This window comes from Isoptericola sp. Y541 (genome assembly GCF_059445465.1).
This window is the reverse complement of sequence record NZ_JCAIUJ010000010.1, coordinates 62,658-81,530: the sequence shown is the minus strand read 5'-3', so window position 1 is coordinate 81,530 and position 18,873 is coordinate 62,658. Positions and strand designations below refer to the sequence as shown.

Annotated in this window: 21 protein-coding genes and 1 pseudogene; 11 read left to right on the top strand and 11 right to left on the bottom strand. The window is 73.6% G+C overall.

Annotated features, from left to right (window positions below; all coding sequences use genetic code 11):
- Positions 1-42 precede the first annotated feature (42 nt).
- Positions 43-537 carry a nitroreductase family deazaflavin-dependent oxidoreductase gene (locus tag AC1C2V_RS18320; protein ID WP_495391079.1) on the top strand — a complete coding sequence of 165 codons (495 nt, stop codon included), beginning with the start codon at positions 43-45 and terminating at the stop codon, positions 535-537.
- A gap of 358 nt (positions 538-895) precedes the next feature.
- Here the strand turns inward: AC1C2V_RS18320 and aspA are convergent, their stop codons facing one another.
- Entirely contained in the window at positions 896-2,467 is a 1,572-nt protein-coding gene (gene aspA / locus AC1C2V_RS18315) for an aspartate ammonia-lyase (RefSeq protein ID WP_495391078.1), read from the bottom strand.
- A 262-nt stretch (positions 2,468-2,729) separates the two neighbouring features.
- Here aspA and AC1C2V_RS18310 point away from each other — a divergent pair, with 262 nt between their 5' ends.
- Both AC1C2V_RS18310 and AC1C2V_RS18305 read left to right on the top strand, forming a co-directional pair.
- Entirely contained in the window at positions 2,730-3,092 is a 363-nt protein-coding gene (locus AC1C2V_RS18310; RefSeq protein ID WP_495391077.1) for an RNA-binding S4 domain-containing protein, read from the top strand.
- Positions 3,093-3,188: 96 nt separating this feature from the next.
- Complete coding sequence (locus AC1C2V_RS18305; RefSeq protein ID WP_495391076.1) at positions 3,189-4,370, top strand: dipeptidase; 1,182 nt, start codon at positions 3,189-3,191, stop codon at positions 4,368-4,370.
- A gap of 12 nt (positions 4,371-4,382) precedes the next feature.
- Here AC1C2V_RS18305 and AC1C2V_RS18300 read toward each other — a convergent pair whose 3' ends face one another.
- Positions 4,383-4,691, bottom strand: a complete 309-nt coding sequence (locus AC1C2V_RS18300) for a hypothetical protein (protein WP_495391075.1) — start codon at positions 4,689-4,691, stop codon at positions 4,383-4,385.
- A gap of 314 nt (positions 4,692-5,005) precedes the next feature.
- Between AC1C2V_RS18300 and AC1C2V_RS18295 the strand changes: the two genes are divergently transcribed.
- The gene (locus AC1C2V_RS18295) at positions 5,006-7,084 is read left to right on the top strand and encodes a gluzincin family metallopeptidase (protein ID WP_495391074.1); all 2,079 of its coding nucleotides are present in this window, start codon (positions 5,006-5,008) and stop codon (positions 7,082-7,084) included.
- On the opposite strand, the gene AC1C2V_RS18290 is transcribed toward AC1C2V_RS18295, so the two are convergent.
- Entirely contained in the window at positions 6,968-7,522 is a 555-nt protein-coding gene (locus AC1C2V_RS18290) for a GNAT family N-acetyltransferase (RefSeq protein WP_495391073.1), read from the bottom strand. The two genes, AC1C2V_RS18295 and AC1C2V_RS18290, sit on opposite strands and share 117 nt — an antisense overlap.
- 281 nt (positions 7,523-7,803) lie before the next feature.
- Positions 7,804-8,385 (bottom strand): 1-acyl-sn-glycerol-3-phosphate acyltransferase, encoded by a 582-nt coding sequence (locus AC1C2V_RS18285; protein ID WP_495391072.1) that lies wholly within the window; start codon positions 8,383-8,385, stop codon positions 7,804-7,806.
- Between the two features lie 85 nt (positions 8,386-8,470).
- Between AC1C2V_RS18285 and AC1C2V_RS18280 the strand changes: the two genes are divergently transcribed.
- Positions 8,471-8,851 carry a VOC family protein gene (locus AC1C2V_RS18280; protein WP_495391071.1) on the top strand — a complete coding sequence of 127 codons (381 nt, stop codon included), beginning with the start codon at positions 8,471-8,473 and terminating at the stop codon, positions 8,849-8,851.
- Between the two features lie 7 nt (positions 8,852-8,858).
- Here AC1C2V_RS18280 and AC1C2V_RS18275 read toward each other — a convergent pair whose 3' ends face one another.
- On the bottom strand, positions 8,859-10,043 hold the full coding sequence (locus tag AC1C2V_RS18275) for an SLC13 family permease (RefSeq protein WP_495391070.1): 1,185 nt from the start codon (positions 10,041-10,043) through the stop codon (positions 8,859-8,861).
- A gap of 60 nt (positions 10,044-10,103) precedes the next feature.
- Between AC1C2V_RS18275 and AC1C2V_RS18270 the strand changes: the two genes are divergently transcribed.
- Entirely contained in the window at positions 10,104-10,397 is a 294-nt protein-coding gene (locus tag AC1C2V_RS18270) for a formyltransferase family protein (RefSeq protein ID WP_495391069.1), read from the top strand.
- Positions 10,398-10,485: 88 nt separating this feature from the next.
- Entirely contained in the window at positions 10,486-11,046 is a 561-nt protein-coding gene (locus AC1C2V_RS18265) for a hypothetical protein (RefSeq protein ID WP_495391068.1), read from the top strand.
- Between the two features lie 74 nt (positions 11,047-11,120).
- On the opposite strand, the gene AC1C2V_RS18260 is transcribed toward AC1C2V_RS18265, so the two are convergent.
- The 4 genes from AC1C2V_RS18260 to AC1C2V_RS18245 form a co-directional block, all read right to left on the bottom strand.
- A complete protein-coding gene (locus AC1C2V_RS18260) occupies positions 11,121-11,486 on the bottom strand; it encodes a DUF2255 family protein (RefSeq protein WP_495391067.1) in 366 nt (121 codons plus the stop codon).
- Positions 11,487-11,517: 31 nt separating this feature from the next.
- Positions 11,518-11,655, bottom strand: a complete 138-nt coding sequence (locus tag AC1C2V_RS18255; RefSeq protein WP_495391066.1) for a hypothetical protein — start codon at positions 11,653-11,655, stop codon at positions 11,518-11,520.
- Between the two features lie 270 nt (positions 11,656-11,925).
- Positions 11,926-12,942, bottom strand: a complete 1,017-nt coding sequence (locus tag AC1C2V_RS18250) for an aldo/keto reductase (protein ID WP_495391065.1) — start codon at positions 12,940-12,942, stop codon at positions 11,926-11,928.
- Between the two features lie 95 nt (positions 12,943-13,037).
- A complete protein-coding gene (locus AC1C2V_RS18245; protein WP_495391064.1) occupies positions 13,038-13,928 on the bottom strand; it encodes an aldo/keto reductase in 891 nt (296 codons plus the stop codon).
- A 126-nt stretch (positions 13,929-14,054) separates the two neighbouring features.
- Between AC1C2V_RS18245 and AC1C2V_RS18240 the strand changes: the two genes are divergently transcribed.
- The 4 genes and pseudogenes from AC1C2V_RS18240 to AC1C2V_RS18225 all read left to right on the top strand — a co-directional run bounded on the left by AC1C2V_RS18240 (position 14,055) and on the right by AC1C2V_RS18225 (position 16,799).
- Positions 14,055-14,990, top strand: coding sequence for a 1-phosphofructokinase family hexose kinase (locus AC1C2V_RS18240; RefSeq protein ID WP_495391063.1), 936 nt, complete (start codon positions 14,055-14,057; stop codon positions 14,988-14,990).
- Positions 14,991-15,068: 78 nt separating this feature from the next.
- Complete coding sequence (surE, locus tag AC1C2V_RS18235; RefSeq protein ID WP_495391062.1) at positions 15,069-15,830, top strand: 5'/3'-nucleotidase SurE; 762 nt, start codon at positions 15,069-15,071, stop codon at positions 15,828-15,830.
- Positions 15,831-16,083: 253 nt separating this feature from the next.
- Positions 16,084-16,386 (top strand): annotated as a pseudogene (locus tag AC1C2V_RS18230) (MmyB family transcriptional regulator); the annotation flags it as partial.
- Positions 16,386-16,799: a (R)-mandelonitrile lyase gene (locus tag AC1C2V_RS18225; RefSeq protein ID WP_495391061.1), complete on the top strand. Its 414-nt coding sequence runs from the start codon at positions 16,386-16,388 to the stop codon at positions 16,797-16,799. The pseudogene AC1C2V_RS18230 and the gene AC1C2V_RS18225, both read left to right, overlap by 1 nt.
- A 74-nt stretch (positions 16,800-16,873) precedes the next feature.
- Here the strand turns inward: AC1C2V_RS18225 and AC1C2V_RS18220 are convergent, their stop codons facing one another.
- Both AC1C2V_RS18220 and AC1C2V_RS18215 read right to left on the bottom strand, forming a co-directional pair.
- Complete coding sequence (locus AC1C2V_RS18220; protein WP_495391060.1) at positions 16,874-17,299, bottom strand: universal stress protein; 426 nt, start codon at positions 17,297-17,299, stop codon at positions 16,874-16,876.
- Entirely contained in the window at positions 17,296-18,873 is a 1,578-nt protein-coding gene (locus AC1C2V_RS18215; protein ID WP_495391059.1) for a tripartite tricarboxylate transporter permease, read from the bottom strand. The genes AC1C2V_RS18220 and AC1C2V_RS18215 overlap by 4 nt, the downstream gene beginning before the upstream one ends.

Here is an 18,873-nt window from a genome sequence, read left to right as displayed (position 1 = left end):
GAGTCGCGAGCAGGGTGGCCGTGCCCCGGTCAGGATGGGGGCATGGCCACCCTGCTGCACGTCGTCCGGTCCGCCGTCGCACCGCTGACGCGCACGCGCGCGTTCCGGGCGGCAGGGCCGGTCGTGCTGCCACCCGTCGAGCGCGCGCTGGCGTGGCTCACGCGCGGCCGGTTCCAGCTCAGTGCGGTGCTGGTGCCGTCGCTGGTACTGCACACGACGGGCGCACGGTCGGGGGAGCCGCGCGACACGTACCTGATGTACACGCCCGTCGGCGCGGGGCGGCTGGTCGTGGCGGGCACGGCCTTCGCGCAGGGCCGGCACCCGGCCTGGACGTACAACCTGCTCGCGCACCCGGACGCGGCCGTCAGCATCCGCGGCCGGCGGTTCGACGTGCGGGCCACACCCATCGAGGACGACGCCGAGCGGGACGCCGCGTGGGCGCGCATCGAGGCGCAGTGGCCGGGCTACCGCGCCTACGAGCGGGACTCCGGCCGGGTGGTGCGGCTGTTCCTGCTGGAGCGCACGCCCGCGTCGTGAACAGAACCGCCGCGCGCGGCTCAGCCTCTTCTGGGCGCGGCCGACTGACGCACGACGAGCTGAGGGGCGGGCTCGGTGATGCTGTTCCTCACCCTCCTGCTGATGGGTCGTCGTCGAGCCTGATCCGAAGCCGCTCTGGATCAGGTGCCCGTCGACCGCCGACGACGTGTGACCCCGCGATGCTCGCCCAGCATCGGGCCGAACGTCGGCGGCTACCTCCCGACCTGGGTCGCTCTGATGCTCATCTTCACGATCTGCTACGACGCGATGCTGGTGGCCCGGTCCGGGTTCATGTCGGAGCTGTTCGACGTGCGCCGCCGGACGGGCGCTCGGTGGCCACGGTCCCGGGTCAGTACAGCTAGGCAGCCCCACCCGGCTCAGACTCGTGCGCCGATTCGTGGTCAGGGTCGGGGTCGGACGGCGCCCCGCCGGCGTTGTCCGACTCCACGACGTGGGACGACCCGCCCTCCTCGTCGACCGGCGGGATGCCACGCTCGTCGGGCGGGTAGAACCGGCCGGTATAGCGCGGGTGCAGGAAGTTCTCCGTGGTGAGGATGGCGTCCACCTCCTCGGCGCTGAGCAGGCCGCGCGCTACGACGACGTCCCGCACGGACCGGCCGGTGACCGCGGCCTCCTTGCCCACCTTGTCGCCGTGGTGGTGGCCGATCACCTCGTTGAGGTAGGCGACGATGCCGATCGAGCCGAGCACGTGGGCGCGCGTGACCTCCGGGTTCGCGGTGATCCCGACGACGCACTTGGTGCGCAGCGCGTTGCACGCGTTGGTGAGCAGCCGGATCGACTCGAACATCGACTCCGCGAGCACCGGCTCCATGACGTTGAGCTGGAGCTGGCCCGCCTCCGCCGCGTGGGTGATGGTCACGTCGTTGCCCATCACCTTGAAGCAGACCTGGTTGACCACCTCGGGGATCACCGGGTTCACCTTGGCGGGCATGATCGACGACCCCGCCTGCAGCTCGGGCAGGTTGATCTCGTTGAGCCCCGCGCGCGGTCCGGAGGACAGCAGGCGCAGGTCGTTGCAGATCTTGGACAGCTTGGCGGCGAGGCGCTTCACGGCCGAGTGCACGGCGAGGTAGGCGCCGTTGTCGTAGGTGGCCTCGACGAGGTTCTCCGCGGGCACCGTGGCCAGCCCGCTCACCTCGGCGAGGCGCCGGGCCGCGACCTTGGGGTAGCCGGGCGGCGTGTTGAGGCCGGTGCCGATGGCGGTGGCGCCGAGGTTGACCTCCAGGAGCAGGTCAGCGGCGACGCTGAGGCGCTTGACCTCCTCGGCGACGTTCACGGAGAAGCCCGCGAACTCCTGTCCGAGGCTCATCGGCACGGCGTCCTGGAGCTGCGTGCGGCCCATCTTGACGACGTCCGCGAACTCCGAGGCCTTCTCGTCGAACGCCCGGGAGAGCCGTCGGACCGCGATGGTCAGCGAGCTGACCAGGGCGTGCACGGCGAGCCGGAAGCCGGTGGGGTAGGCGTCGTTGGTGGACTGCGACTTGTTGACGTGGTCGTTCGGGTTGATGACGTCGTAGCGGCCCCGGGGGAAGCCCGCGAGCTCCAGCGCGAGGTTGGCGACCACCTCGTTGGTGTTCATGTTGACGCTGGTGCCGGCACCGCCCTGGAACACGTCGATCGGGAACTGGTCGAGGCACCGGCCCTTGACGAGGATCTCGTCGCAGGCGCCCACGATGGCGTCCGCGATGTCGCGCTGCACGGCCCGCAGCTCGCGGTTCGCCAGGGCGGCGGCCTTCTTCACCATGACCATGCCGCGGATCATCTCCGGCACGTCGTTGATGGTGGTCCCCGAGATGGGGAAGTTCTCGATCGCCCGGACCGTGTGGATCCCGTAGTACGCCAGCGCCGGGACCTCCTTCGGTCCGAGCAGATCTTCCTCGACGCGCACGTCAGCCCTGGGTTCAGCCATGGGGCAGACGCTAGCAACCGCGGCGACCCGCCACCCGCCGGGACAGGGCGCTCCCTACCGTCGTGAGCCTGCCGAGCATCTGACGGGCGACTGCACCGCGGACGCGTTCGGCGCGCTGTTCCTCGCCAACCCGGACCTGCCTCGTCGGCTGGCCCTTCAACGCGCCGGACCGCACCACCTTCTCCGGGGACGACGCGCGCGGCTACACGGACTACCCGGCGCTCGCGGCCTGAGCCGCTCGCCCTCGTGAGAGGCTGACGACGTGCGAGCGGACGTGTGGCTGTGGGCGGTGCGGCTCTTCAAGAGCCGGTCGTCATCGGCTGCGCTGCTCCGGGCCGGTCGGGTGCGGGTGAACGACGTCGTGGCCAAGGCGTCGACGCCGGTGAAGGTGGGCGACCGCATCACCTGGCGTGACCCGCTGCGCGACCGCAACGTCGTCGTCGTCGAGCTGCTGCCCAAGCGCGTGGGCGCGCCGCTGGCGGTCAAGGCGTATCGCGACGAGAGCCCGCCGGTGCCCACCCGCACGGAGCGGGCCGCCGTCGGCATCCGCGACCGCGGCGCCGGCCGCCCCACCAAGCGTGAGCGGCGCGAGATCGACCGGCTGCGCGGCGCCCGCCGCGACTGATCCCCGTCGGTCGAGCGTGTCTCCCCGCCGGTCGAGCTTGTCGAGACCGGGGTTTCGACAAGCTCGACCGGCGAAGTGCGCCGATAGGGTCGCGGGATGACGACCGACCGCATCGCCGCCCTCCTGCGTGACCACCCCGTCTGGGACGGGCACAACGACCTACCGTGGGAGGCGCGCGCCCAGGTCGCGTACGACTGGTCGCGGCTCGACGTCGCCGCCGGCACCGAGGGCCGCACCCAGACGGACGTGCCGCGCCTGCGCGCCGGGGGAGTGGGCGCCCAGTTCTGGTCGGTCTACGTGCCGTCCAACCTGCCGGACAGCGCCGCGGTCACCGCGACGCTCGAGCAGGTGGACGCCGTGTGCCGCATGGTGGCCCGCTGGCCCGAGCACTTCCGCCTCGCGCTGGGCGCGGACGACGTGGTGGCCGCCTGGGCCGAGGGCAGGATCGCGTCGCTCATGGGCGCCGAGGGCGGGCAGTCGATCGACTCGTCGATGGGCGCGCTGCGGATGCTGTACGAGGTGGGCGTGCGGTACATGACGCTCACCCACAACCACAACAACCCCTGGGCCGAGTCGGCCACGGACACCCCCGCCCCGCACGGCGGCCTGTCCGCCTTCGGGCGCGAGGTGGTGCGCGAGATGAACCGCCTCGGCATGCTCGTCGACCTGTCGCACGTCTCGGCGGGCACGATGCGTGCCGCGCTCGACGTCTCCGAGGCGCCCGTGATCTTCTCGCACAGCTCGGCCCGCGCCGTCTGCGACGTGCCGCGCAACGTGCCCGACGACGTCCTCGCCCGCCTCGCCGACAACGGCGGCGTCTGCATGGTGACGTTCGTGCCGAGCTTCGTCACGCCCGCGATCGGGGAGTGGCGCGCCGCGGCGGGGGAGGCCGCGAAGGCGGCCGGGATCGCGCCCAACGACTACGCCGAGTTCGCCGCGTTCGCCGACGAGTGGGAGAAGAGCCACCCCAAGCCGCCCACCACGCTCGACGACGTCGTCGCACACGTCGAGCACGTGCGCGAGGTCGCGGGGGTCCGGCACGTCGGGCTCGGCGGCGACTACGACGGCGCCAGCGGCTTCGCGGACGAGCTGCGCGACGTCTCCGGCTACCCGAACCTCTTCGCGGCGCTCGCGGACCGCGGCTGGTTGGACGACGACCTGGCCGGCCTCGCCAGCGGCAACGTGCTGCGCGCACTGCGCGGGGCCGAGGACGTGGCCGCGCGCCTGCAGACCGAGCGCGAGCCGAGCGTCGCGCGCATCGAGGTCCTCGACGCCTGACTTTCTCGCGTGTCAGGCGTGGAGGGAGCGCTGCGACCAGCTCACTCCGAGCGTGCGCAACACGTCCTGCGGGTCGCGCTGGGTGGCGTCGGTGTAGGCGCGCAGCGACATCACCGAGGCCGTCAGCATCGTGGTGAGGACCTCGCGGGCGAGGTGCGCGTCGTGGCTCGCCTCGTCGAGCAGCTCCTGGACGACGCGAGACCGGATGCCGAGGTCGGGCTCGGAACAGGCGGTCAGGAGCGCGATCGTCAGCGACCCGGCGTCCACGCCGGGGTCGACGCCCGCGCCCGTGCTCCGGTGCGTGCTCTCGTCAGCGCTCATGGCGTCCCCCTCCGCGGCCCGACCTGCACCGGTCTACCGCACGCCGGGGGCTCGCGCACTCGGAACGTCCATCTCACCAGCGTCGACGGGCTCGCCGGGCGCGACCGGCGGGTGATGTACGGGTCGCGCCTTGCGGTGCCCACGCGCCGCGCGGCAGGATGCGGCGACCGATCACGTCGGTTCCTCCATCTCGGCACCGGGCGGCAGCTCCCGGAGCCCGCCAGCGACAGGACGCGATGACGCTTGTGGCCACCCCCCACGCATGCCCGGCCCGACGGCCGCGTACCCGCCGACAGACGCTCCGGCGTCGACGCGTGCTCCTGGGCCTCGGCGCCGGCCTCGTCGGCGCGCTCGCGCTCGCCGGCCCGGCCGCCGTCGCGGACGAGGGGCTCACGGAGGAGTCGGACAGCCGCTACGTGCTCCGGGCCAAGGACTCCGAGGTCGAAGCGACGGTGACCACCACCATCCGCAACGTCACGCCGGACCAGGGAAACACGTACTACTACTTCACGAGCTACACGATCCCGGTCCCTGCGGGCGCCGAGGACCTGCGCGCCGTCAGCGGCGGTGCGTCGCTGCCGGTGCGGCTGGAGAAGACGGAGGACCCGAGCACCCGGTACGCGACGGCCACCTTCGCGCCGCTGCGTTACGGCAGCTCCCGCTCCGTCGAATGGAGCTTCGTCATCCCGGGCGAGCCCGTCCGGTCGAAGGACTACACGCGGGTGGGGGACGGGTTCGCGACCTTCGCCGCCTCCAGCGTGGGCGACGCCGGGCGCACCCGGGTCGAGGTGGTGCTGCCCGCCTCGATGACGTTCGACGCCACGTCCGACGTCTTCACCGAGAAGCGCACGGGCAAGACCGTCACCTACACGGCCACGGAGAACACCGACCAGGACGGCATCTGGGCCGTGGTCTCGGCCCGCGACCCGAAAAAGTCCGACGAGCGGAAGGTCGAGGTCGGGGACACCTCGCTCACGCTGCAGAGCTTCCCGGGCGACGAGAAGTGGACCGGCTTCGTCGGCAAGCGGCTGGAGAAGGGGCTGCCGGTGCTCGAGGAGCTCGTCGGGCGGCCGTGGCCGGGCGGCCTCGAGACGATCCGCGAGGACGTCTCGCCGAAGGTGCTCGGCTATGCCTGGTTCGACCCGGGCAAGGACGAGATCGTCATCCCGGAGGACCTCGACGAGGTCACGCTGTACCACGAGCTCGGCCACGCCTGGCTGAATCCGGACCGGCTGCGCGAGCGGTGGCTGTCCGAGGGGCTCACCGAGGTGGTCGCCCACCGGGTGGTCGCGCGCACGGGCGGCACCAGCGACCCGTGGAAGACGCCCGACCGGCACGCGGACGAGGCCGTGCCACTGTCGGACTGGGAGGGCAACATCGGCGAGCTGGACGAGGACGTCGAGAACTACGGGTACGCCGCCTCGTACACGACGGTGCAGAAGCTGCTCGGCCCGCTCGAGGACGACGCGTTCACCGCGGTCGTCTCGGCGGCGCAGGCGGGCGAGAGCGCCTACGAGCGGCCGGGCTCGACCGAGGAGAACCACGGGCGCACCGACTGGCGCCGCTTCCTCGACCTCGTCGAGACGCGCGGGCAGGTGTCCGGGGCGCCGAAGGTGCTGCGTACGTGGGTGCTCGACCCTTCGACAGGCTCAGGGGAGACCGCTGACCAGGAGGCGCTCGCGGACCGGGCGCCGGCGCGTGCCGCCTACGCGGAGACGGACGAGGCCGACGGGGAATGGTCGCCGCCGCTCGGGCTGCGTGCCGCGATGACCGACTGGGAGTTCGAGGACGCCGCCCGCGTGCTCTCCGCGCTCGACGGCGTCCCGGCCGAGGCAGCCGCCGCCCAGGAGGCCGCCGACGCCGCAGGCGTCCCCGTGCCGGCCGCGGTGCGTGCGGCGTACGAGGGGGCCGACGCGGAGGAGGACTACGCGGCCCTCGCGACGCTGCTGCCCCGAGCCGCAGAGGTCACGACCGACGTCGGCCGGGCTGCGCGCGCCGCCGCGGCCGACCGCGACCCGGTGTCGGAGCTGGGCAGCCTCGTCCTCCGAGCCGACCAGGCCGCCGACCGCGCGCAGGACGAGCTGGCGGCCGGCGACCTGGACACGGCCGCCGAGGAGGCGGACGCCGCGGCAAGCCGCGCGGGGGCGGCGCCGTGGGGCGGCGCGGGGATCGTGCTGCTGGTGCTCGGCGGCGCCGGCGGGATCGCCGCGGGCGTGGTGCACCGACGGCGTCGGCGGCGGGCGGCGGAGGAGCGGGCTGACGTCCCCGCCGAGGGGTCAGTCGTGCAGGATGCGCTGGAAGAGCGCGTGGTCCTGCCAGCGTCCGGCGATGTTGAGGTAGCGCGGCGCGGTGCCGATCCGGTCGAACCCGGTGCGGGCGAGCACTCGCTGTGACGCCTCGTTGTGCAACAGGGTCGCGGCCTGGACGCGGTGAAGCCCGAGGTCGTCGCGGGCATAGGCGCACGCGGCCTCCACGGCCGCGGTCATGATGCCGCGCCCGCCCAGCCGCGCGTCGACCCAGTAGCCCAGGTGGGCGCTGTGGAACGCGCCGAGCACGATGTCGCTGAGGTTCACGCGGCCGACGATCTCGCCGTCGCGCTCCAGCACGAGGGGAGTCGACCGTCCGGAACCGTGCGCCAGCAGCTCCACCGGGATGCGCTGGGCGTGGTGCTCGGCGTCGTAGAACGACGCCGGGCGCGCGGGCTCCCACGGTTCGAGGTGGTCGCGGTTGCGCGCGTAGGCCGCCGCGATCGCAGGGCCGTCGTCGCGGTGCAGCAGCCGCAGGGTCACGTCGTCGGGCAGCGCCGTGCGCAGCGTCTCGGTGGGGGGCACGGGCGCGAGCCTAGTCCGGGGAGGGCCCGGAGTCGGACGGTGCGATCTGCCCCACGCAGCGCAGCGCGCGAGCGCGGCGTCTCCGGGTACGTGGTGGACGGGTCGTCCCGGCGGCCGGCCGTGCACATCGGCGACGCCACGCGGGCCGTGGCGCTCGCGCTGGCGAAGGCGCCCGCGGGTCCGTGGTGCACGCCGTCTGCTCGACGACCTGGCGGCCGGGGCGTTCGACCACGCGGCGCGCGGCTGACGCCGGGTCGCCCGTGCCGCCGGCGGTGTGCCGGTCAGGCCGGCCGGTCCTCGTCCTTGAGCCGCGGCTCGGTGCGCAGGCCGGGGCGCAGGCCCGCCTTGTCGGCGTAGAACGCGCGGATGACGCCCATGTCGGCGCGCACGTCGCCGGTGAGGCGGAGGGTCGGGCCGAGGCCCGTCGTCATGGTGGTGCGGTCCACGTACCCCAGGGTGACGGGCAGGTCGGCGGCTCGGGCGATGCGGTAGAAGCCGGACTTCCATCCGTCGCCCGAACGGGTGCCCTCCGGCGTGACTACCAGGTGGAAGACCTCGCCGGCCCGGACCCGGGAGAGCACGTCCTCGACCACGCTGCTGGGGTCGCGACGGTCCACCGGGATGCCGCCGAGCCGGCGCATCAGCGGCCCCCGCCAGCCGGCGAACAGCGTGTGCTTGCCGAGCCAGCGCACGTTCAGCCCGAGCCGCCACGCGATGGCCAGCATGAGCGCGAAGTCCCAGTTGGACGTGTGCGGCGCCCCCAGCAGCACGCCGGCCTGCGCCGGCACGGGCTCGCTGCGGAGGGTCCAGCGGCTGACCCGCCAGTAGACGCGGGCGAGGGCCCTCCGCAGGTTCCTGAGCATCACGCGACTCTACCGGCCGCCGTCCTCCCGCCCGGCCGCGCTGTCGCCCGGCCGTGCTGTCGGAGGCCCGCGGCACGCTGGGCCGATGAGCGAACACACGCACGGCGTCCACCACACCATCGACTACCTCGAGCTGCCGGTGACCGACCTCGCAGCGGCCCAGGAGTTCTACGGCTCAGTGTTCGGTTGGGAGTTCGTCCCGTACGGCCCTCAGTACGCGGGCATCCGCACGGCCGCGGAGCAGGCGCCCGCCGAGGCGGGCGGGCTGCGCCTCGCCGAGGCCGCCGACATCAGCCGGGGCGGCCCGTTCGTGCTGCTGTTCTCCGACGACCTCGACGCGACGCTCGCCGGCGTCACCGGCGCCGGCGGCCGGGTGGTCGACGGCCCGTACGAGTTCCCCGGCGGCCGGCGCTTCCACTTCCTCGACCCGAGCGGCAACGAGCTGGGGGTCTGGGCCACGTCCTGACCACGCGTCAGCCCCCGAGCGCGAGGGCTACGACGCCGGCACCGACGGCCAGCGGGGCCATGACCGTGCCCTGCAGCACCACTCGCCGCACCAGCCCGGACGGCGACGTCCAGACGTGCCGGCGGTACTGCTGCAGCCAGAGCAGCGTGGCGAGCGAGGCCCACGGCGTCACCAGCGGACCCGCGTTCACGCCGATGAGCAGCGCCGCGAGCCGGGCGTCGTCGCCGGTGACGGTGGGGGCGAGCGCCAGATAGGCGGGGAGGTTGTTCACCCCGTTCGCCGCCGTGGCCCCGACCGCCGCGACCTGGGCGAGGCTCGCCGCGTCGTGGCCGTCGCCCACGAGGTGGGAGAGCAGATCGGTGAGGCCGTGCGCGTGCCAGGTGCCGACCGCGACGAACAGGCCGGCCGTGACGACGACCGTGCGCCACGGCACCATCGCGCGCGCCGGGACCACGAGCGGGACGCGCCGCCAGGCCGTCGCGCCGCCGAGCGCGGCTGCGGCGACCAGCGCCGTCGGCAGCACGGGCAGCTCGGCCGCGAACGCGACGCCCATGAGGACCACCACCGCGGCGGCCACGCGCAGCAGCACCGGGTCGCGCGGCGCCGTCCGCTCCGGGACGGCGTAGCGGCCGCGCAGGGCGGGGGCGTGCAGGACGGCGAGGGCGGCCACCGCCACGACGAGCACCGCGGCGGCCGGCCACACCATCACTCCCACGTACCCGGCGTCGAAGGACCGGGCCGCCATGAGGTTGGTGAGGTTGGAGACCGGCAGCAGCAGCGACGCCGTGTTGGCCAGTGCCAGCACGGTGAGCGCGAGGGGGAGCGGGTCGCGGCCGGCGCGCCGGGCGACCGCCACGACGGCGGGCGTGAGCAGGACGGCCGTCGTGTCCAGGGAGAGCACGATCGTGCAGGCCGCGGCGGCGGCCACGACCAGCAGCCACAGCACCGCGGGGCGGCCCCCGGCGAGGCGCGCGGCGCCGTCGGCGACCGCGTCGAACAGGCCGGCCCCGGCGCAGAGCTCCGCGATCACGATGAGCACGACGACGAACGCGAGGACCGGGCCGGTGAGGGTGGCGAGCGCGGCGGCGTCGTCGGCGGGCAGTGCGCCGGTCGCCGGCAGGAGGACGAGCACGACGGCGGCGAGGACCCACGGCTGGGCCAGCGAGCGGAGCCGTCCGCGGCGTCCGGTCACCGCCGGCTCGGGTCGTGCGTCACGGCGTCGATCCTAGTGCGGCGCCGCTGTGCTGGCCGGGTGCTGCGATGCTCGCGTCGTGAGCACCGCGCCTGCACCCACCCGGCGCTCCTGCCGGAGTTCGGCGGCGCCGGCATGTTCGGCGACCGGGTGCACGCGGCCGTGCTCGCCGCCGGTCGCCCGACGTCCGGCGCCACGGTGCACCTGGTCACGGCCGGCTACGACGAGGGACCCGTCGTCGCGCAGGTCGAGGTCCCCGTGCTCCCGGACGACGACGTGCCCGCGCTGCGGGCGCGCGTGCAGGCGGCCGAGAAGGAGCTCCTGGTCGACGCCCTCCGGACCTGGACGGGCTGAGCGCCGGGACGCTGCGACGACGGACCCCGACGACAACGAGTTTTCGATCCTGGGTAGCGATCGCGGGGTTGCCGGCAATGGGGAGGGTATGGGGACTCGACGGCCCGGGGACAGCCCGGGCGGCCTGCTGTTCGCCCTCGTGGCGTGCGGCTGCCTGACGGTATGGGTCGTGGGCGCCGGAGTCCTGCTGCTCACGAGGCCGGGGGACGACGTCGCCGCCGGCGGCTGGGCGTGCGTCGTCGCGGGGTCGGTGGTGCTGGTGGGCCTCGCGGTGACCGTCGTGTCACTGCTGCGCGGCCCGACGACGATCGCCGTCCACAACGAGGCCGGGACGAGCTGGTCGCTGCGGACGTCGCCCGTGCCGCTGCGGCTGGCGAGCTCCGCCCGGCTCGTGGCGGGATCGCGGGGGGAGGCGCTCGCGGCCCAGGTGGTGCGCGCTGCCGCCCGCGACGGGGGCCACCGGGTCGACGTCGCGCACGCGGTGCCGGTGCTCCAGGGGATCCTCGAGATCGCCTCGTCGGACGACGAGAAGGAGTGGTCGCGCGTGCGCGCGGCCGTCGTCGACCTCACGCTGCGCGCCTCGGACCACCCGCCGCACCCGGTGACCCTGCTGCCATGGGAGGAGCACCTCTCCGTGCCCCCGCGCTGACGGGCACGCTCGTGCCGGGGGGCGTCAGGGACTCGAGGAGGTCGGGAACCCGCCGATCGTAGGGGACCGGCGGCTCAGGCCGGGTCGACGCGCAGGGTGGTCGCCGTCGCGTCGGGGCTGGTGATCGAGCGCACGGCCGAGCCGTCGCCGTACTTGACGTGGTACGCCTGGTCGACCGCCTTGTCGTGGGCGTCGTCGCGGGTGAACGTCACCTCGGCGTGGATGCCGCCGGCGTCGATGGTTCCGGTGCCCGTGCGCCGGACGCCGCGGTACCAGGAGCCCTCATCCCCGCGGACGGAGCGGATGAACAGGTCGTCGTCGACGACGACGTGCCAGACGGTCCGCGGGGTGCGGAGCGTGCCGTCGGGCCGGTGCGCCGCGACACGCAGCTCGCCGTCACCCTCGATCGCGGCGAGGTCGGCAGGGTTCCAGCCGGTCATGGTTCCTCCCAGGTCAAACAGGTCCGACAGGTCAGTGCTGTGCGGGGACGACGTCGTCGAGGGCCCGCAGCCCGTTGAGCGTGCGGGGGTACCCGACGTCGGGCAGGAGGCGCGTGAGCACCGCCACCAGCGTCCCGCGGTCGTTGCCCACCCGCACGTTCGCGCGCACGTGCCCGGCCACCTGCCGGGTCGGCGCCGCCGAGCGCGACGAGCAGCGCGATGGCGATCAGCTCGCGCGTGGGCACGTCGATCCCGTCGCGCGTGTAGTGGTCGCCGAAGCAGTGCGCAGACAGGTAGCGCTGCACGTGCTGCTCGTCCGCCGGGGCGTTCGCGTACATGGCGTCGAGGGCGGCGCCGAGCGACTCCCGGAACATTCGGCGGCCGCCCGTCGCGACCAGCGCGGCGAGCCGCACCAGCACCTTGAGGGCCTCGCGGCTGTTCAGCGGCGCCGCTCGCCGGGTGTGAGCTCGTGGGCGCCGTAGCTGTTGTCGTCGGGGTTGACGGTGACCCCCGGAGCGACGAGCTCGTCGATCCGGTCGAGGACGTCGGCGGTGAGCGTGAGTCCCGTGGCGGGCAGGTACGACTCGAGCTGCTCCATCGTGCGCGGCCCGACGATCGCCGAGGTGACGCCGGGGTGGTTGATGACGAACGCGATCGCCAGCTCGAGGAGCGGCATGCCCGCCTCCTCGGCGAGCAGGGCGAGCTCCTCGACGACGTCGAGCTTGCGCTGGTTGGCGGGGCTGCTCATGTCGAAGCGGGCACCGGGCCGCGCGCTCGACGTCGGGGCGGACGCGGCGCCCTTGCGCCACCGGCCGGAGAGCCAGCCGCCGCTCAGCGGGCTGTACGTGAGGGTGCCCATGCCGTGCCGCCGCACGGCGGGCAGCACGTCCTCCTCGATGCCGCGCACGAGGATCGAGTACGGCGGCTGCTCGGTGACGAACCGCTCGAGGTTTCGCTCCCGGGAGGCCCACTGGGCCTCGACGATCTGCGACCCGGAGTACGACGACGAGCCGAGGTAGCGGATCTTGCCCTGCCGCACGAGGTCGGTCAGCGCGCCGAGCGTCTCGGTGACGTCGGTGTCCGGCGACGGCCGGTGCACCTGGTAGAGGTCGATGTGGTCGGTGTTCAGCCGGCGCAGCGAGCTCTCGACCTCGCGGACGATCCACCGGCGGGAGCCGCCGCGGTGGTTCGGGTCGTCGTCCATCGGCATGAAGAACTTGGTGGCGAGGAACACGTCGTCGCGGCGCCCGGAGATCGCCTCGCCGACGATCTCCTCGGAGACGCCGGCGGAGTACACGTCGGCGGTGTCGACCACGTTGATCCCGGCGTCGAGGGCGCGGTGGATGATCCGGGTCGCGTCCTTGCGATCGTCGTTGCCCCAGGGGCCGAACATCATGGCGCCGAGCGTGAGCGGGCTGACCTGGACGCCGGTGCGTCCGAGCGGGCGGTACTGCATGGCTCAGGCCTCCGATTCTGTGGTCGGCATGTGTCTGCGCTCCGCGTCGTGCGGGTGCCTCGTTGCTCGGCCCCCACCCTGTGCTGCGCTCCGACTCATGCCTCGGGGATGTCGCGGCCGAAGGTCTCGAGCGTGATGGCGTCGGGCTCGGGGCCGCCGCGCACGCCGGTGTCGAGGGCGTCGATCGCGGCGAGCTCGTCGGTGGTGAGCTCGAAGTCGAGCACGTCGAAGTTCTCGGCGATGCGGCTCGGGGTGACGGACTTGGGGATCGCGGAGCGACCCTGCTGCAGGTGCCAGCGCAGCATCACCTGCGCGGCGGTCTTGCCGTGCGCCTGGCCGATGCGCAGGATCGTGGGGTCCTGCAGGGTGCTGGTGTGCTTGCCGTCGCGGTAGAACGTGATGCCACCGATGGGCGACCAGGCCTGCGTGAGGATGCTGTGGGCGGCGTCCGCGGCCAGCACGTCGGGCTGGCGGAAGTAGGGGTGCATCTCGACCTGGTTGACGGCTGGCACGACGGTCGTCGCGGCGAGGAGCCGGTCCAGGTGCTCGGGCATGAAGTTGCTGACGCCGATCGCGCGGACCTTGCCGTCGGCGAGCAGCTTCTCCAGGGCCTGGTAGGCCCCGGTCGTGAGGTCGAAGCGGCTGGGCAGGGCCTGGTGCAGGATCAGCAGGTCGATCGTCTCGACGCCGAGCTTGCGGGCGCTCTTGTCGAACGCGTGCAGCGTCGCGTCGTAGCCGTAGTCGCTGATCCAGATCTTGGTCTCGAGGAAGACGTCGGAGCGGTCGACGCCGGAGCGGCGGATGGCCTCGCCGACCTCGTGCTCGTTGCCATAGGCGGCGGCGGTGTCGATGTGCCGGTAGCCGGTGGCGAGCGCGGCCTCCACCGCGGTCACCGTCTCGTCCGGCGGGGTCTGGAAGACGCCGTACCCGCGGGCGGGTATCTCGACGCCGTTGTTCAGGGTGAGGCTGGGAACGGAGTTCGTCATGCCCCCACGCTAGGCACGGTCCGGCGGACTCGGGAGGTGCTGCTGGTACCCCGCTCGTCGGCACTCCGATCACCGTCCGGGCCGCCGACCCGGCGGACACCCCGGATTCTGCCTAGGGTCCGAGGCATGGCATCCGAAAGCGCCCCCACCGTCTGTGTCGTGGCCCCCGAGCCGCTGCTCACGATCGAGATCGAGACCGACCGCGTCCGGGACGCGCCGGAGATCCACGTGCATCCGGGCGGCCAGGGCCTCTGGGTCGCGACGATGGCAGGTTCCCTCGGGGCGGACGTCGTCGTCTGCGGACCGTTCGGCGGCGAGACGGGGGAGATCACCGCCCACCTCGCTCGCAGCCGGGGCCTCGAGCTGCGGGCCACCGTGCAGGGCGGAGGCGGGACCCTGCTGCGCGACCGGCGGAAGGGAGGGGACCCCGAGCTCGTCACGATGCCGTCGATGCGGCTCGACCGGCACGCGCTCGACGACCTCTACGGCACGGCCCTCGTCGCCGCCCTCGAGGCCGACGTCTGCGTGCTGACGGGCATACAGCACGACATCGGGCTGCCGCCGGACTACCTCGCCCGCCTTGCCCGGGACGTCGCCGCGTCCGGGACTCCGGTCGTGGCGGACCTGAACGGCGAGCTCGCCAGCGCCGTGGGCAGGGAAGCGATCGCGGTGCTCAAGATGAGCCACGAGGAGATGGTCGACTCCGACCTCGCCGCCGACGACTCGGTGCCGGCGCTGCGCCGCGCCGCCGAGGGGTGGATCGACGAAGGGCTGGGTGCCCTGGTCGTCTCCCGGGCGCACGAGCCGGCGCTCGTCGTGACGGGCGAGGGCACGTCGACGATCACGACTCCGTCGGTGTCGACCGTCGACCACCGCGGCGCCGGCGACTCGATGACGGCCGGCATCGCGGTGGGGGTCGCGCGCGGGCTGCCGGTCGCCGACGCCGTACGGCTCGGTGCCGCGGCCGGCGCGCTCAACGTGGCGCGGCACGGCCTGGGCTCCGGCCGGCGCGACGAGATCGAGAGCTTTGCCGCGAGGGTGACGGTCGAGCCCATGGACTGAGGAGCCGGTCCTCGCGGGGCGCGGGCGGGCCGGAACGACCGACGGATCGGCAGACGGGAGCAGGCGATGCTGGCGCTGGTGACGAACGACGACGGGATCGACTCCCCGGGCCTCGGGGTTCTCGCCCGGTGCGCCGTCGAGCGGGGGCTCGAGGTGCTGGTCGCCGCCCCGCGGGAGGAGTCCTCCGGTGCCTCGGCGGCCCTGCATGGAGCCAAGCAGGACGGTCGGCTCATCGTCGAGCCGCACCGGGCACCCGGCGTGCCCGACGGGGTGACGTCCCTGGCCGTGGCGGCCGACCCCGCGCTCATCACGTTCGTCGCCGCGTACGGCGCCTTCGGCCCCGTCCCCGACGTCGTGCTCTCCGGGGTCAACCGCGGGCCCAACATCGGCAACGCCGTCCTGCACTCGGGCACCGTGGGCGCGGCCCTGTCCGCGACGTCGCTCGGCATGCGGTCGCTCGCGGTCTCGCTCGACGCCGAGCAGCCGCGGCACTGGGACACGGCAGAGCGGGTGGTCGCCCACGTGCTCGACTGGGTGCTCAGCACCCCGCCCAGCCGCCGGACCCTCAACCTCAACGTGCCGGACGTGCCGGCCCACGAGCTGCGCGGGCTCCGGCAGGCGCCGCTCGCCACGTTCGGGGCGGCGCGCGCGCGGGCGGCGCAGGCCGACGACGACACCGTTCTCGTGGTGCGGTACGAGGGCACGGAGCGGTCCTCCGAGCCGGAGTCCGACGCCGGCCTGCTCGCTCAGGGCTGGGCGACGGCCTCCCTGCTGGTGGCCCCGTACGCGGACGAGTCGGTGGAGGTCCCCGGTTTCGAGGGCGGGTTTCCGGCCGGGTGACCGTCCCGAGCAGTCCTCGCCCGGGTGGTCGTCACCGGCCGTCCCGGGTATCGCCAGTACCTGCCGTGCCGCGGCGGCCGGACGTACCGTCGATGACATGGACCTGAAGCCGAGACGCGAGAGTTCCTGGCCCGTCCGGGTCGAGGAACTGGAACCGTGCCGTGTTGACGGGCTTGTTCGCGGGGCGCTCCGGGGAGTCGTACAGCGGCGCGTAGAGGGCCCGGCCCATGAGGTTCGCGCATTCGCCGGTTCACTCACCGCCCTGGTGGGCGAGCTGTCCACCCGCAGCGAGGACTTCCGCCGGCTGTGGGCCTCGCACGACGTGCGCCTCCACCGCACCGGCACCAAGGTCTTCGACCACCCCGCGGTCGGTGCGCTCGAGCTCGACTACGAGGCGCTGGTGCTGCCCGCAGATCCCGGGCTCCAGATGAACGTGTACACCGCCCAGCCCGGGTCGCCGTCCGACGACGGGCTGAAGGTGCTCGGGTCGTGGGCCGCCACGACGCTCACGGCGCCGGCCGAGAACGCCGCCACCCGAGAAGGAGTCTCCGACTGATGCAGAAGAAGCTCGCCAGGCCCGCGACCACCAAGAACCCGCCGGAGATGTTCGCCGGCGACGTGTGGCTCGACCCGATCGCCTCGCCGCAGGACAGTGACCAGCGCATGACGGTCGCGCTGGTGCGGTTCGCGCCCGGCGCCCGCACCGCGTGGCACTCGCACGCCCGGGGCCAGACGCTGCACGTGACGTCGGGCGTCGCGCTGTTCGGGAGCCGCGACGGGAGCGTCATCGAGGCACGTCCCGGCGAGACCGTCTACTGCCCGCCGGGGGAGGAGCACTGGCACGGCGCCACGCCCGACGCCTTCATGGAGCACCTGGCGATGCTCGAGGGCGCCGATGACCCCGCCGCCACCACCACGTGGCTCGAGCACGTCACCGACGCGGAGTACGCCGCGCGCAGCGCCGGCTGAGCCTGCCGACGTACCGCTGGTTGAGCCTGTCGAAACCAGGTTTCGACAGGTTCAACCAGCGGGTTTCGACAGGCTCAACCGGCGGAGGGCTTGACCGCCAGCACCGGGCACGCGGCGGTGAGCAGGATCCGCTGCGCCACGGAGCCCATGAGCAGCTTCCCCACGGGGCTGCGGTGCCGCAGGCCCACCACGACGAGGCGGGCGTCGAGCTCCGCCGCGACGTCGAGCACCTGCTCCGCGACGTCGCGCCCCATCTCCTGCCGCACCACGTGCGGAAGCCCGGTGCCGCGCAGCCGCTCCGCCAGCGCGGCGAGGCGGTCGCCGGTGGCATACCGCTCGTCCACGAGGGCGTCGCCGCGGGTGCCGTTGACCACCGCGACGCCGCGGCCGCCCTCGTGCGCCCACGCGACCGCGTGCTCCAGGGCGGCGTCGCCGTACTCGTCGGGCGTCCACGCCACCACCACCCAGCCGTCGGCCGAGGGCTGCTCCTGCTCGTTCATCGCGCGTTCCCTTCCGTCACCGTCTCCGCCTCGTCGGCCCCGTCCGCCTCCGCGACGATCCGCGACTCCGTCCGCGACCGCCACCGCGACAGCACCGGCCGGCCCGCGAGCACCAGCAGCAGCACCGCGTAGATCGCGATGGCGAGCGGCTCGCTCCACAGGATGGCGGGGTCGCCGCCGGAGATGGTGAGCGCCTCGCGCAGCTTGGTCTCCATGAGCGGGCCCAGGATGACGCCGAGGATGAGCGGCAGCACCGGCAGCCCGAAGCGCCGCATCGCCAGCCCGAGCAGGCCGAAGACCAGCAGCAGGCCGATGTCGAACGGGTCGAGGTTGGTGGCGTAGGCGCCGAGGCAGGCGAAGAACAGGATGCCCGCGTACAGCTGCGGCCGCGGGATCCGCAGCAGCCGGGCCCACAACGGCGCCAGCGGCAGGTTGAGCACCAGCAGCAGCAGGTTGCCGATCAGCAGGCTGGCCAGCAGCGTCCACACCATGTCCGCGTGCTCGGTCATGAGCTGCGGGCCGGGCTGGATGCCATAGCCCTGCAGCGCCGACAGCATCACCGACGCCGTCGCCGTCACGGGCAGGCCCAGCGCGAGCATCGGCACCAGCATGCCCGCGGCAGACGCGTTGTTCGCCGCCTCCGGGCCGGCGACGCCCTCGATGGCGCCCTTGCCGAACTCGTCCTTGCCGGGACGCTCGCCAGACCGCTTGCGCGCGGCCAGCTTGCGCTCCGTGACATAGGACAGGAAGGTCGGCAGCTCCGCGCCGCCGGCCGGCAGCGCGCCGAACGGGAAGCCGAACGCGGTGCCACGCAGCCACGGCTTCCAGGAGCGGCGCCAGTCCTGGCGGCCCAGCCACGGCTGGCCCACCGGGACCACCCGCGCCGGCTTCCGACGCAGGTGGGCAGCGACCCACAGCGCCTCGCCGAGGGCGAAGATGCCCACCGCCACCACGACGATGTCGAGCCGGTCCACGAGCTGCGTGACCCCGAACGTCAGGCGCGGCTGCCCGGTGTTGAGGTCGAGCCCCACGATCCCGATGGTCAGCCCGACGAACAGGGACAGCAGGCCGCGCAGGGGGCTCGCCCCGAGCACCGTCGCCGTCATGACGAGCGCCAGCACCATGAGCGCGAAGTAGGACGGCGCGCCGATCTCCACCGCGACGTTCGCCAGCGCCGGCGCGAACATCGCGACCAGCAGCGTGCCGATGGTGCCGGCGACGAACGACCCGATGGCCGCGGTCGCGAGCGCCTGCGCGCCCCGCCCGGCCCGGGCCATGAGGTTGCCCTCCAGCGCCGTCATCACCGACGCCGACTCGCCGGGCGTGTTGAGCAGGATCGACGTCGTCGACCCGCCGTACATGCCGCCGTAGTACAGGCCGGCGAACATGATGAACGCCTGCGTGGGCTCGAGGCCGAAGGTGACGGGCAGCAGCAGCGCGATCGCCATCGCCGGCCCGATGCCGGGCAGCACGCCGACGAAGGTGCCGAGCAGCACGCCGATCGCGGCGTAGGCCAGGTTCATGGGGGTGAGGGCGGCGCCGAAGCCGTCCCACAGCAGTCCGAGATTCTCCAT

Coding starts and splice junctions, on each gene's coding strand:
- AC1C2V_RS18250 (WP_495391065.1), bottom strand. CDS start 12,942: ATGCAGTACCGCCCGCTCGGACGCACCGGCGTCCAGGTCAGCCCGCTC.
- AC1C2V_RS18215 (WP_495391059.1), bottom strand. CDS start 18,873: ATGGAGAATCTCGGACTGCTGTGGGACGGCTTCGGCGCCGCCCTCACC.
- AC1C2V_RS18280 (WP_495391071.1), top strand. CDS start 8,471: ATGAGCGAACACACGCACGGCGTCCACCACACCATCGACTACCTCGAG.
- AC1C2V_RS18245 (WP_495391064.1), bottom strand. CDS start 13,928: ATGACGAACTCCGTTCCCAGCCTCACCCTGAACAACGGCGTCGAGATA.
- AC1C2V_RS18265 (WP_495391068.1), top strand. CDS start 10,486: ATGGGGACTCGACGGCCCGGGGACAGCCCGGGCGGCCTGCTGTTCGCC.
- AC1C2V_RS18285 (WP_495391072.1), bottom strand. CDS start 8,385: ATGCTCAGGAACCTGCGGAGGGCCCTCGCCCGCGTCTACTGGCGGGTC.
- AC1C2V_RS18300 (WP_495391075.1), bottom strand. CDS start 4,691: ATGAGCGCTGACGAGAGCACGCACCGGAGCACGGGCGCGGGCGTCGAC.
- AC1C2V_RS18305 (WP_495391076.1), top strand. CDS start 3,189: ATGACGACCGACCGCATCGCCGCCCTCCTGCGTGACCACCCCGTCTGG.
- AC1C2V_RS18220 (WP_495391060.1), bottom strand. CDS start 17,299: ATGAACGAGCAGGAGCAGCCCTCGGCCGACGGCTGGGTGGTGGTGGCG.
- AC1C2V_RS18260 (WP_495391067.1), bottom strand. CDS start 11,486: ATGACCGGCTGGAACCCTGCCGACCTCGCCGCGATCGAGGGTGACGGC.
- aspA (WP_495391078.1), bottom strand. CDS start 2,467: ATGGCTGAACCCAGGGCTGACGTGCGCGTCGAGGAAGATCTGCTCGGA.
- AC1C2V_RS18320 (WP_495391079.1), top strand. CDS start 43: ATGGCCACCCTGCTGCACGTCGTCCGGTCCGCCGTCGCACCGCTGACG.
- AC1C2V_RS18225 (WP_495391061.1), top strand. CDS start 16,386: ATGCAGAAGAAGCTCGCCAGGCCCGCGACCACCAAGAACCCGCCGGAG.
- AC1C2V_RS18240 (WP_495391063.1), top strand. CDS start 14,055: ATGGCATCCGAAAGCGCCCCCACCGTCTGTGTCGTGGCCCCCGAGCCG.